The organism is Taibaiella chishuiensis, from assembly GCF_003014535.1.
Taxonomy (GTDB): domain Bacteria; phylum Bacteroidota; class Bacteroidia; order Chitinophagales; family Chitinophagaceae; genus Taibaiella; species Taibaiella chishuiensis.
In genome coordinates this window covers 1,693,260-1,706,966 of the sequence record NZ_PYGD01000001.1, presented here as the reverse complement: position 1 = coordinate 1,706,966, position 13,707 = coordinate 1,693,260, and the positions used below count along the sequence as shown (strand labels likewise).

The following is a 13,707-nucleotide window of genomic DNA, read 5'->3' as shown; positions in this document are numbered from 1 at the left end:
AATGAAACTTTTTAATAAGCTCAAAAAGCTTATAAGCTATTCTTTTGCCCTGACGGTAGCCCTGGCCGCCACAGATCAGGCACAGGCGCAAGGCGCAGGTTCGGCCATCCGCTTTACCGGCGCAGCCACCAGCAGCGCTAACTTAAGCGACTCCCTGTCGCAGGCGCTGTCGCAATCCGACTTTACCATCGAAATGTGGGTCAAAGTAAGAAGCAATGCCTCCGACCCCGTATTTATCGGGAATAAAAACTGGGCGAGCGGTGCCAACACCGGGTTCCTTTGGTGCCGGTATGCTGCCAATACCCTGCGATTCAACTTCAGGGCCAATGGCCGTACCCGCAAGGATTACAACATGACCCTGGATTATGCAAAATGGAACCACATTGCCATTACCGTAAAACGTAACGGCAGCATTACCGGTTATGTAAACGGCAGGCTGAACGGCACGCCTATCAATATTGCTGCAGACTCCGGTTATGCGCTGCATGCCAACTTCCCGCTGCGCCTTGGCGCAGATGGTAACAATGCCTATACCATCGACGGCGATATGGATGAAGTACGCATCTGGAACACCATCCGTACAGAAGCTGATATCCGTAACAATATGTGCCAGAAGATCAGTGGCGCAGAAAGCGGGCTGATGGCCTATTACCGCATCGATGAGACTTCCGGCAATACCCTGACCAACAGCGCTGCCGCATCGACCGGCTTCTTTGACGGCAGTTTCGCCGGCGCTCCGGTCCGCATCGCAAGCGGCGCCGCGATCGGCGATGCCGCAGTAAACCTCTATGCTACCTCATTTGCCGGGCAGAGCCTTAACCTCACGTCTGCCGCCAACGGCAATATCCAGCTCAGCGGTATCAGCGACAGCATGTACGGTGTACACATCTTTAAAGTAAATGCCGCACCCAACACAACCGCGGGCATTCCCAACCCCGGCAGCAACAATGTTTATTACGGCATCTTCCCTGTAAACGATACGGCAAGTTATACCCTGGCTTACGACTATACCAATTTCCCCGCGGCCATCAGCAACGAAGGCGGCATCGACCTGTTTAACCGTTACTCGACCGATTCTACCTGGACGCTCTGGGGCGCATTGAAAAACACCACGGCCAATACCCTGACCAAAACTGCTGCCAAAGGCCGCAACGACCTGGTGATGGGCAGTTTCGTCCCTTCTGTAACCTGTAATATACCCACTGCACTCAATGCCCAGAACATCAGTGCCAACGGTGCTACGCTGGGCTGGACCACCGGCGGCTCCAATACCTGGAACCTGAGTTATGGTACCGGCGCCTTTACACCGGGCACAGGCGGTACAACCCTGCATAACCTCAGCACGGCAGCTACTACGCTTACCGGCCTTACTGCCAATACCACCTACCGGTTCTATGTACAGGATAGCTGTGCCGCCCTGAACAGCAGCAGCGCCTGGGCCGGTCCTTTCTCCTTTACCACCGCTATGGACTATAGCAGCTTCGGCAGCGGTTATGCCATGAACTTCCAGGGCACGGCAGCCAATGAGCATGTAAACCTCGGCGACTCCTTATCCGGCGCTATCGCGAAAACCAATTTCACGATCGAGACCTGGATCAGGTTCAATAACCCTTCCAGCGATCCTTCCTTTATCGGCAACAAAGACTGGGCCAGCGGCCAGAACACCGGTATACTCTGGTGCTGGAACGGCGGCAACAGCCTGCGTTTCAACTTTAAACCCGCCGGCGGTACCCGTCGCGATTACGACATGACGGTACCCGACCCTTCGGCCTGGAACCATATTGCAATGGTAGTAGACCGCTCCGGTATGCTGACCGCCTACCTGAACGGCATACAGGCCGGTACCCCGATCAATATCGCTGCAGACAGCGGCAGGAGCCTCGACGGCGTATTGCCCCTGCGTATAGGCCAGGACGGCACCGGTGTGTATGGCCCTAAATTTAAAGGCGCTATGGACGAACTGAAAATATGGAACAAGGCACTGACTGTAAATGAACTTCGCCAGCACATCTGCCAGAAAGTAAATGGCAACGACACCAACCTGATCGCTTATTACCGCATGGACGAAACCGCAGGCAATGTACTGACCAACCTGGCACAGGCTTCCGGCGCAGTGTTCAACGGTGTATTGATGAACAATCCGCAGCGTATTATCAGCGGTGCAGCTATCGGCGATACCAGTATCAACAATTACCCCACCGACTGGACCGGCTTAAGCCTGAGCCTGGGCAGCAACGCACAGGGCTCGATCACGATCGACAGCATCGCAGCCGGTGCGCTGGGTATGCATGTATACCGCATCAACAATGCGCCTAACTTTACCAATGGCATCGTGCAGCTGGGCAGCACCAATAATCACTTTGGCGTGTTTATACCGGGCAATAAAAATGCAGCGTACAAAATGAGCTATAACTACAGCGCCTACCCTACCGCTGTTGCCAACAATACGCAACTGCATATCTATAACCGTGGCTCCAATGCCGATATGACCTGGATCCAGACCCCGGCACAGAATAATACAACAAGCAATACCATCGGCCTTTCGCCTGCGACAGCCGTAAAACAGTATATACTGGCCGACTTCAGCGCTGCGGCTTGTCCTACACCCGCCAATATCAGCACTACCGGTATCGATACCGGCAAAGCCACGATCAACTGGACCTCTACCGCCGCAGGCCATATCATCGAATACGGCAATAACGGTTTTGTACCGGGTACCGGCACTACGGTATCGGCTACCGGTGCGTCCTTAACGTTGAACAACCTGGATGCAGCGCAGACCTATACCTTCTACATCAAGGACTCCTGCTCGGCTACCAGCAGCAGCGCCTGGGTAGGCCCATTCACCTTTACTACACTGAATCCATGCCCACTGCCGGTTAATATTACCGCCGACAGCATTACCGATGCTTCCATGGTGATCAAATGGGTAGACAACGGTATGGTAACCCAGGACTATATTGTAAGCTGGGGCGTACAAGGTTTTGGCAACCCCGCATTCGGCATCCAGACCAATGTAAACGAAAAACGGTTTGAACTGACCGGCGCCGGCGCCAATACCGCCTACGACTTCTATGTGCGTACCAATTGTAACTCGAGTGTGAGCAACAGCGGATGGGCCGGACCATTTACCTTCAGCACACTGGCCTGCAATGTAGCCACGGGGGTAAGCACCACACAGATAACCAGCACCGGCGCAAAAGCAAGCTGGACCGGCACCAGCGGTCACTGGAACCTGGAATACGGTACTGAAGGCTTTAACCGCGGCACCGGCACACCAGTGAGCAACCTTACAGCCGCCAGTTATACCTTCAGCAACCTGGCCGCCAATACAGCTTATGACTTCTACCTGCAGGACAGTTGCACAGTGGGTATTAACCCCTGGAAAGGCCCGTATAGCTTCAGGACCATCCAACCTACGGCTATCGACAAAACCGCCGGCAGTCTTGCTTTCGGCCTCTACCCCAACCCTGCACAGGACCAGGTAACCGTTCAGCTGCCCGCAAGCGGCGAAGCCACCACGATCATTATCCGCAATAACCTGGGCAGTATCGTTTACGAGACAATAACCCGGAACGCCACTACCGCAATCAGCACAAGCCAGCTGACTTCAGGTATTTACTTCATCAGCCTGAGCCAGGGCCAATCGAGCGGCAACCGCAAGATTGTTGTACAGCACTAGTTCTTAATTTTACCACAGTTGTTATCTTAGCATAACAGCTGTGGTTTTTTCTCTTTTATCCTTATGCGTTCGAATCAATTTGATGTTATTATTGTTGGCGCGGGAGCCCTCGGTGTCTTCCACGCTTACCATTGCCTGAAAGCAGGCAAAAAAGTATTATTGCTGGAGAAGGACCGGGAAGCCCAGGAGGCCACCGTACGGAACTTCGGACAGGTAGTACCTTCGGGACATGCACCGGACAGCGAATGGCATACCTATGGCAGGATCGCCACCGAACTGTACAAAGAGATACAGGCCGAATTCCCGATCGGCATCCGGCAGCGGGGTTCCTGTTATATTGCCCATACGGAAAGCGAAATGGCCGTGCTGGAAGAAATGCAGCAAAAGTTTACGGCAGCCGATTATGAATGTGCTTTATGGACCGCTGAGCAGGTGCAACAGCGTTACCCCGCCGTACTGGATACCTATAGCAAAGGCGCTCTTTTCTTTCCACAGGAAGTTTCGGCAGAGCCTGAGATGATGATCCATAGCGTACTCCGCTACCTGTCTGCAAAATTCGGTGCACAGTTCAGCAACCGGAATAACTGTGCGGTAATCGATGTAGCCAGTATCCCGGAAGGTTGCCGCATAACTACCGCGGATAAAAACACTTACGAAGCGGCACATTGCATCATCTGTTCCGGCAGGGACTTTAAGCTGTTATTCCCCGAGGTATTTGCGGAGAGCGGACTCGTGGTATCCAAACTCAACATGATGTCTACGGTACCGCAACCCGGTGTGGCCCTGCCCGGCAATATCCTTACCGGTCTCACGATACGCCGTTACGAAAGCTTCACCTCCTGTGCAGCTTACCAGCAGCTCGACCCTGCTGATGTACCGCAGGATTGTGTGGACTACGGTATCCATATCCTGTTCAAACAGCGTACGGACGGCAGTATCATTATCGGCGACTCGCATGAATACGCCCCTATTACCGAACAGGACCGGCTCGGGCAATTCTACAATGAAATGGCGATCAACGATATTATCCTGAGAGAAGCCAAAAAAATCGTACAACTGGACGACTGGCGTATAGCGCGCAACTGGACGGGGTTCTATTGCCAGCATAAGGACGAAATCTTTACGCAACAGGTTGCTCCCGGCATCCATATCGTAACCGGCATCGGCGGCAAGGGTATGACCACTTCAGCCGGGTTTGCAGCTGTTCATACAACCCGCATTTTATCCGGATCTTAAACATGATTGGGATCAAGCAGAATTTCTGGGGGACAAAAGCCTTGTTTTTAAAACGAATCATCATTTTGCCAGACCCCTATTTATTTGCTTAGCTATTCGTGTTGTCTCGCTACAGATTTACATGGCCTGGCCGCTACTACTATTTACAGTAGTGAATACGAGTTTTTCTCGCAGCGATACGGCGACGCAGCGAACGGGTGCATATTGGACGTAACATATGGTCACCAACCGCGTAGAAATGCTTTGCTTAAGGTCCATTACATGCACTGCCGGGACGTCAAGCCAGGAAACAACCAAACATACCGACCTTTAGAAAAAGGGCGTTAATAAAATGCTGCAGGACGCCGTATAGAAAGAAATACAGTTCCCACAGTCTGGCCCAGTACTTTAGTTCGTTCGTCATTCCTTCGTCCATTTTTTTACTACTGCCCGGACTTATTTCTTTTAGGCGTACAAGGCATTTTTAGCACTTTTTCTACAGTCTTGATTTTTGCTTCTTTGTATTAAGACAAAGAAGAATAAAAAATCAGGGTAAGTATACCGGAGTCCCCAACTTTTCCGCTTGATCCCATGATTGCTTATCCATAGTATTCAAAATAAAAAGAGGTAACGATTGTACATCGTTACCTCTTTTGTTGTTACAGATCTGCTCCTGAATCAAACTCATCCAGGAACTGCCAGTGGGGGTTATTCATGGCCACCAGCCTGCGCAGGCGCCGTTTAGAGAAGGCCGACAACTCTCCTTCACGCGCCACCGCTGCCCTTACCTCCTCAAATTTCTCATAGTACAACAGGCAGCGTTGCTCTTCGCCCGGCCGGAACAACACTTCGTCGGGCGAAGGATGAAGTAATGCTTTAAGATCTACCGTAACCCCTACTTTCAGTGATTCGCGCTGGCGGTCGGTTAATATATATACGTAATAACAACTCCTGAATTCAATTTCCATACCAGTACTTAAATAAACAATATGCTTGTGTGCGGGCCTTGCCGGCCGTATACTACCGCATCAGTATCACTTCTCCTTTATAATTTCTTACCGTGCCATCGGGATAGGACAGGTTGATCATGTAATAATACGTGCCCATATCGCAGGGCTTACCTTTATCCGAGCCATCCCAGCCTTTGGTGATGTCGGCGCTTTCATAAACCATGGCGCCCCAGCGGTTAAATACCCGGAAAGCCAGCAGTTTCTGGTAGGTAATATTCTCGATCCGGAAGATGTCGTTGAGCCCGTCGCCATTGGGAGAAAAGGCATTGGGTATAAAATCGGGCATGGTATAATCGATATCGATCTTTACCAAAGCCGTATCCGTACAGCCCGCCTCGTTAAGACCCAGTACAGTATACACCGTAGGCGCCAGGGGACGGACAAAGGGATTACGCACGGTATCGTTACTTACCGTACCGGAAGGCCACCAGGTATAATAATAGGCGCCCGATGCTTCCAGCCTTATACTATCGCCGTAGCGGATCTTCGCTTTATCCGGGTTAACCGTAACGTGTATCGGCGGATAGCCCTGTACCTTGACCACAAAAGTGGTATCGCAACCGGAGGTCGTGGTTAGCTGCAGCGTATAGTTGCCGGGATTAAGCGAGGGCAGCGTGCTGCCGGTACTACTTAACTGTTCGAGCAATACACGGCCTGATTCTTCCTTCCAGGTATAATTATAATTGGTCTCATCCCTTGCTTCCGCGATAATCCTTGCAGTGCCTGCGCCCGGGCAGGCGGTATCTGCGTTGATCAGCGGCAGTCGGGCCAGGGTTACATCGAAGGTATCGGTAAGCTCCTTACAACCCGACTGGAAACGGACCGTGTACCTGCCAGATTCTGTTACCGTACGGTTCATACCGTTACTGCCATCGTCCCAGATAAAATTAAAACCGCCGGAGTTGGCCTGTAATACGGCACTGTCGCGGAAGCAGGCATCAACGGTATACGTTCTTGCTTTGGCCGAGTCTACCAATACCACGATATCGTTAGGCAAGCCATACAACAACCTGCTGGGATAAAACCAGGAAAGTGCATTGGCTACAGGGTTACAGGCAGCACCGGCCAGGTCGGGAAAATTTACGGCGCCCATCCTGTTGGCGCCCACTTCGCCAAAATAAATTTTACCATCGGGCCCCCGTTTGAGATCGGCATCGGCAACACCGAGAAAGGTTTTGGAAGCGAGCATCGTAACGGGGGTCGGCACCGCCAGGTTGAACTGGAATAAATTCCTGTTGGTAGTACCCCAGTTGCTGTATTGTTCGCCCGAGGTAGCATACAACTTCTGGTTATCGGGCGAAAAGCAGGCCCCGTAATAAGATGTGAACGTATCCACGGGCATTGCATTGCTCAACACGCCGGTGTTGGGGTCAAAGTCGTACACGGAAAGCCCTTTGGGCCGCTGTATAAAGAAACCGCCGTATGAAGCCGCAACCATGCGCCGCCTGTTGGGCGCAAATTTGATGACACCGATATCAGAGGTGCGCACCACGGCATTGGATAGGACGGGCGTAGTTTCCACACCATGCCCGGTAACCTCGTAGGCCATATACTTATTCTGCACCTTATCATGCACCATAAGCCATGCGTTACAGTTATTACCGCTGACCGCAGTCATTTTTTCGGATAGAATGCCGGCATCGCTTAAGATCACGTTTTTCTTTGCGGGTATTACATCGCCCTTACCGGCGTCTAGCGTCATATCGACAACACTGTACCACAGGTAGCCGTAGTTGGAGTTGGCCATGGAAAAGACATAATACTTCATCGTGTCGTTCGGTACCGGTACGATCACGGTAGACTGTGTGGCACTCCAGATAGGCCCTGCACCGAATAAGGGATAAGGCAGACCATAGAACAATACGCCATTGGGCATGATCACATGATCCCGGTTATAGATCCGGTCGCCGTCGGTGTAAAAAAGCAGGTTACCGTTCTTATCTGCAATAGAGGCGCATCCCTCCTGGTGATCCAGGGAAGAAAAGGTAAGGACCGGGCTCCCGGAGTTAAAGTCGATCCCCATAAAGCCGCCAAAGGCCCATACATTCTCCTGCCCCTGGCCGTAAAGCGAGGAAGCAAATCCTGCGAGGAGTACAAAAAGTAGCAATCGTTTCATTTTATGTTTATTATCTGGTTATCGTAACAAGGTTACATTGCCGTCGTATTGTTCGCGGAAGCCGTTTTTCAGCACCACGTCGACCAGGTAGAGATACACGCCTTCGGGCTGCGCCTGGCCGTTGAAGCGGCCATCCCAGCCGCGGCCGGAAAGATTCGTCGTTTCGAATATGACCTGCCCCCAGCGGTTAAAGACTTTCATACGGAACTGCTCCAGTCCGCGGGACAAGAGCTGGCGCGGGAAGAAATAGTCATTGCTGCCATCGCCATTGGGCGTAAACGAATTGGGGATATCGACATAACAGTCTTTTTTTACTTCTATATTTTCTGTGGTAGTGCAACCTGCAGCCGAAGTAACTTCCAGGCTGTACAGCCCGGGATGCAACACTTTCAGCACAGGCGAGGTATCGCCGGTATTCCAGCGGTACGTACTGCCCGGTGCACGCGGCTCCAGGTTCTGCAGGTAAACCGGCATACCGCGGTAACAAAGCACCGTATCGTTACCCAGGTTGACCACGGGGAAAGCATGCACGATCACACTGTCGGTATAACTGATCCCGGGACAGGCCCTGAAATTGGCCGTAGTGTGGATATACAGCAAACCTGAACGGTCGCAGGCATAGGAGAAAGGCTGCAGGCCGTCTAAGCTGAAACTGCTGCTACCGCCTATCTCCCAGTCGAAGCCGGTATAGGTTACCGTATCATCCAGGCTGGGAACGATCTGCAGGGCATCGCCCATACAAAGACTTCCCGGCGTTTTCGAAAAAGCAAAGCCGGATACTTGCGGATCTATGGTGATCATCGTATAGGCCGTGTCGCTACATATGGCCCCGGTAGCCACCAGGCTTACCGGGTAGCGGCCGGGATGGGTATAGGGATGTACAGGGGCTGCCTGTGTAGCGAACGCACCATCGCCGAATGACCAGGAAAAGGCCGTGAAATGCGCCGGGGAAGTATTATTGAACTGGATGTCCGAACCGGCACAAGCCAGCGTATCGGCAGTAAAGGAGGCCAGGAATTCAAGGTCGGGTATCAGTACGGGCAAGGTCGTGTCGCAACCCGGACCGGCATTGACCCGCAGCCAGTAACTGCCCGCAGGCACATGCTCCAGGGTATCGGAGGCAGACAATACCACAAGGGCGCTATTGGTCCAGGTAAAAGTATACGCGGTATTATCGCCGGGGCTGCGCTGCACGCGGGCCCGGCCGTTGGCACTGCCTCTACAGGCTTCCGTGATCACCACCTGTGGAAAGTTTACACCGCTAAAACCATACACCACCCGGAACGTATCGGTATGTGTAGCGCAGGGCGCTTCGTAACGTACCCAATACATGCCGGTATCGGTAACCGCCAGACTGCTCCCCGTTTGCCCGTTGCTCCACACATAATGCGTGCCGGGCGTATCGGCCTGCAGGGTAATATCGATCGCAGCACAGCCACCAGCAACGGTTTTCGTACTGCTGCTTATACTTCTTTGTATAAAGGCAGGTACTACGTTGGGCAAACCATTGTTCAAGCCACCGATACCGATTATACCGCTGCTCAGCTGGCTCAGGGAACCGGCGAGATTCGGCGCATGGATAATATCGATCAGGTAATTACCAAAACCGCCATAACGGTTAACGGTATAGATCTTGCCATCGGCAGCCAGCTTCATACCCAGGTAGCCATTCCAGGCCATGGTAAATTTAGAAGCGATCACCTGCGCCGGTGTAGGCTGGCCCAGATCGTATTGCCACAGGCCATCGGAAAAATTGGAATAATATACCTTGCTGTTATCCGGCGAGAAACAAGTCGCATAGTTATTGACCCGCAGGGTATCCAGCACAATCGCATTACTGCAGGCGCCGGTAGCGGGGTTGAAATCATACAGCGACAAACTATTGTTCCTGGCTATGGACAGCTTTTGCCGGTTAGGCGATACACTCATACAACCTACGATACCATCGGAAAGCCAGCCGCTGACCTGTACTACCGGCGACACCACCGGGCTAGTGGCCACACCGGTATAATCGACCCGGTAAGCCTTTAGCAGACCCAACTGACCGACAACCAATACCCAGATATTACAATCATCGCCGGCTACGGCCGTCATTTGTTCGGTAAGGCCCGTATCGACCAGAATACCTTTCCTGCCAGGCACCACATCGCCCAGCCCGCCATTAAGATCCATGTCCACCACACTGTAGAAAAGGCGGTGGTTATTGGTGAGCGAAAATACATAGTACTTGCTGCTGCTATCCGGCAAGGGTACGATAACCGCCGCCTGCGAGATCGTGCCGGCGCCGTCGGGCTGCAGGTTAGCCCCGTTGGGCATTACATTACCGGCCGCATGCCATATATCCGTGCCATTCGTATAAAACAATAAAGCGCCGCTGTTATTACATACCGAGGCGCAACCTTCGGCAGCATCGATTGCCGTGGTCACCGGCACCGGTGTACCCGAAGCAAAGTCGAGGCCGGCCCCGAAGCCGAAAGCCCAGAACTGCTCCTGCTGGGCGCACGTGACGTAAGCGCCGCAACAGCAGAACAGTACCAGGTATATCTTTTTCAGCAGGTTATTGATCATGGCCAAATGGTCAGAGAGGAAAAAAAGACCCGGCTACGCGGTAGTATTCCGGTAGCCGGGCCGGAGTTTTATTGTTTAACCAGTTTCTCGGTTTTCAGCAGTTGCTGGTTTTTGTCCGCGATACGCACCAGGTAGATACCGGGTGTCAGTGCTTTAATATCGATCGTATGCGTACCTGCCGTTACCTGGCTCGTGCTCAGCACGCGGCCTTCGATACTGCATAAGGTAACATAGAGCGCTACGGGGCTATTGATATTCAGGTAAGCCGTAGCCGGGCTCGGGAAGATGCGGATTTGGCTGAGCAACGCCGGATCTTTGATCGCAGTAATGTTGTGCGATTTTATGGCAGAGGTACCTTTACAACCTTTATCGTTGGTTACGACTACCGTATAGTTGCCGTTAGCGGTGGCGGTATAACTATTCGCTGTTGCGCCGGGTATATCGATCCCGTTGAGCTGCCACTGGTAAGTATCGAAAGTGCCGGTGCTCAGTACATTGCCGGTAACCGTGATTACCGGTACAGGCAGGGCATTTACCGTAACATCCAGGAAGGTAGTATCGCTTTTACCGCAGGAAGAATTGACCAGTACCCCGATCTTACCGTTATTGCTGCCGGCCGTTACATCGATCGTAGCAAGCGTACTGTTACCCGTCCAGCCGGAAGGCAGTATCCAGGTATAGGAGGTAGCCCCGGCTACCGGCGCCACGCTGTATGTTTTGGTAGCGCCTTTACAGAGGGCGATACTGCCGAGAATGGTATCCGGCTTGGCCAGCAGGTCTGCGCAATCGTCGAATTTGCCGATGTACAGCATCGTTGGCGTAGTCTGGTGGGCGCCTGTTGTAGACAGGTTATAATAATCGTTGAAAGTACCTGTAATATAAATATTGCCGGAGTTATTGGTACACAGGCCTTCGATACGGCCTTCGGAGATATTACCGAAATAAGTGCCCCATTTGCGTACGCCCGCAGTATCGAACTTGGCAATATAACCGCTGCTTTCAGAAAGAATGAAGGACTGGTAATTGCCCGCGGTAGCGATACCGGTGTTACTTTCGGTAGTGCCCGCGATTACGATATTACCGGCCGCATCGCAGGTAACACCGCCGTAGCCGTAACCGTTCTCGCTGCCGGCGCCACCATAATAGGTAGCCCATTGCCTTACACCTGCAGGATTGAATTTGGCCAGGAAGCCGTCGCCGCCATAGTGCGCAGAATCGACAAAGCTTGATCCGCCACCTGCCAGCGTAGTCTGGTGGGCGCCTGCAGAAGCAATACCACTCGCGCTGTGCGTCCTGCCAAAGAGGTAAATATTACCCCATTTATCATGGGTCAGGGCTTCGCGCACGACCAGGTCTTCCTTAGCGCCACCGTAATAAGTACCCCATTGGCGTACGCCATCTTTATTGAGCTTAACCAGCAGTACATCGTTTTTGCCGGCGTATGCAGGCTGATGGCTGCCGGCTGTCGTCATATCTGCGGGGAGGTTTACCGTGCTGGGATATACACCTACATTCGCTGCAAAATAAAGGTTACCCGCCAGGTCTACAGAGGCGGACATATAAGGTAGCCAGCCATATTGCGGCGAAGCGTTTTCACCATAGTAGGTGCCCCATTGGCGCACACCCGAACTATTGAATTTTGCCGCGAAAAATACTTCAGTACCGACGAGCGTCGTTTTATGACTGCCTGCGCTGGCGATATTGGTATTACTGCGCGTACGGCCTACCATATAAATATTATCGGAAGTATCGCAGGCGAGCGCATAGGCGATATCCTCGCCGCTGCCGCCGTAATAGGTGCCCCACAGGCGCTGTCCTGTACCGGAGAATTTAACGAGGTAAGCATCTCTTTCCGTGCCGCCGCCATAAGCAGCCTGGTGCGCGCCAGTAGTGGCGATCGCCGTATCGGCCATCGTGCCGCCGGCCAGGTATACATTGCCTTTGGTGTCGCAGGCCAGGCCGGTACCGATCACGTATACATCATTGCCATAATAGGTAGCCCACTGGCGTTGACCCTGGCTGTTCATCTTCAGTAGGAATTGATTTACACCAATCGCCCAGGTCATATAGTATTCCACATGCAGCACGCTCTGGTAGCTGCCCGTGGTTACCACATTGCTGTACCCGTCGCCGGCTGTACCTGCTACATAAATATTGCCATCGGAGTCGGGACGGATGGCCAGCATCTCCATACCCGAACCACTGGTGCCTGCATCCGTTCCGTAATAGGTACCCCAAGCCAGGGTTGGATCGATCGTCAGCTTTCCTTTGCTGGGCGCGGTACGGAATGTAAGCATATTGCCTTTCAGCGAAAATGCTGAAGCAACCGTACGGCCGTCTTCCGTATAACTGTGCGGTGCAGATTCGGTAACACTGCCCATCGGTGTTGTTGCCGTAAGACTACCGTCTTTATTAATGTTCAGGCCCGTTGCACCACCATATTTCATTTTGATATCAGCCACATTGCCACCGGGGTGAACGATAAAATCATGCTCCAGTTTACCCGATGCATTAAAGTAGAACACCCAATCGATGCTGGGATAAACGTTTTTATAGGTTACTTTTTTAAACGTGAAAGCCTGCCCGTTCAGACCTTTGTTCAGGTACTGTTCGAAATAGGCCTGGCGGTCTTCTTTCAGCACAGGAGCATTTTTATCGGCGCCCACCAGTTCCACATCCATACGGTACATCATCTTCTGTAAAGGCGTTCCTGCAACGGTTGCGAGTTTGGCTACCGCTTTATTGGCGGCCTGTTTATCATCGGTTATCCATTGGTACCGGATTGCGGCATCACCCAGGAATACGCTTACGCCATTTCCCCTTACTTTAAAATCGATATCCTGCCGCAGCTTACCATATTGATCCTTTACCTGGCCGATATTTTCCGTAAAGGCCCCATCGCTGCCGGCTGCTGCCAGACCTGCCGCTGCGGTAGCTTTTTGTTGTGCATCAGGCGCTGCAGGCAGTTGAAGCGGCCGGGCTACCGAACGGGCCGCTACCGTTCCGCTCCAGGAAGCAATGGCAAGTGTAAGGATTGTAAATAATTTCCTTTTCATAATTATTGTTTTTAGATTTACCCTGAATTAATCTGGTCTGTATAGACAGTATTGCTGTTA

6 protein-coding genes are annotated in these 13,707 nt (G+C 52.4%); 2 read left to right on the top strand and 4 right to left on the bottom strand.

Annotation, left to right across the window (positions count from 1 at the left end):
- Window position 1: 1 nt before the first annotated feature.
- Both B0I18_RS07145 and B0I18_RS07140 read left to right on the top strand, forming a co-directional pair.
- Complete coding sequence (locus B0I18_RS07145; RefSeq protein WP_106521940.1) at window positions 2-3,682, top strand: LamG-like jellyroll fold domain-containing protein; 3,681 nt, start codon at window positions 2-4, stop codon at window positions 3,680-3,682.
- A 63-nt stretch (window positions 3,683-3,745) separates the two neighbouring features.
- Window positions 3,746-4,918 (top strand): TIGR03364 family FAD-dependent oxidoreductase, encoded by a 1,173-nt coding sequence (locus B0I18_RS07140; protein WP_106521939.1) that lies wholly within the window; start codon window positions 3,746-3,748, stop codon window positions 4,916-4,918.
- A gap of 638 nt (window positions 4,919-5,556) precedes the next feature.
- On the opposite strand, the gene B0I18_RS07135 is transcribed toward B0I18_RS07140, so the two are convergent.
- From B0I18_RS07135 to B0I18_RS07120, 4 genes are all read right to left on the bottom strand, one after another.
- Window positions 5,557-5,865: a GIY-YIG nuclease family protein gene (locus B0I18_RS07135; protein WP_106521938.1), complete on the bottom strand. Its 309-nt coding sequence runs from the start codon at window positions 5,863-5,865 to the stop codon at window positions 5,557-5,559.
- A gap of 52 nt (window positions 5,866-5,917) precedes the next feature.
- Complete coding sequence (locus B0I18_RS07130) at window positions 5,918-8,023, bottom strand: T9SS type B sorting domain-containing protein (RefSeq protein WP_106521937.1); 2,106 nt, start codon at window positions 8,021-8,023, stop codon at window positions 5,918-5,920.
- Between the two features lie 18 nt (window positions 8,024-8,041).
- A complete protein-coding gene (locus B0I18_RS07125) occupies window positions 8,042-10,591 on the bottom strand; it encodes a T9SS type B sorting domain-containing protein (protein ID WP_106521936.1) in 2,550 nt (849 codons plus the stop codon).
- Between the two features lie 68 nt (window positions 10,592-10,659).
- Window positions 10,660-13,647, bottom strand: a complete 2,988-nt coding sequence (locus B0I18_RS07120; protein ID WP_106521935.1) for a DUF7948 domain-containing protein — start codon at window positions 13,645-13,647, stop codon at window positions 10,660-10,662.
- Window positions 13,648-13,707: the final 60 nt, after the last annotated feature.

Excerpts from the sequence above, each read along its gene's own strand:
- B0I18_RS07145 (WP_106521940.1), top strand. The coding sequence starts at position 2 with ATGAAACTTTTTAATAAGCTCAAAAAGCTTATAAGCTATTCTTTTGCC.
- B0I18_RS07140 (WP_106521939.1), top strand. The coding sequence starts at position 3,746 with ATGCGTTCGAATCAATTTGATGTTATTATTGTTGGCGCGGGAGCCCTC.
- B0I18_RS07135 (WP_106521938.1), bottom strand. The coding sequence starts at position 5,865 with ATGGAAATTGAATTCAGGAGTTGTTATTACGTATATATATTAACCGAC.
- B0I18_RS07130 (WP_106521937.1), bottom strand. The coding sequence starts at position 8,023 with ATGAAACGATTGCTACTTTTTGTACTCCTCGCAGGATTTGCTTCCTCG.
- B0I18_RS07125 (WP_106521936.1), bottom strand. The coding sequence starts at position 10,591 with ATGATCAATAACCTGCTGAAAAAGATATACCTGGTACTGTTCTGCTGT.
- B0I18_RS07120 (WP_106521935.1), bottom strand. The coding sequence starts at position 13,647 with ATGAAAAGGAAATTATTTACAATCCTTACACTTGCCATTGCTTCCTGG.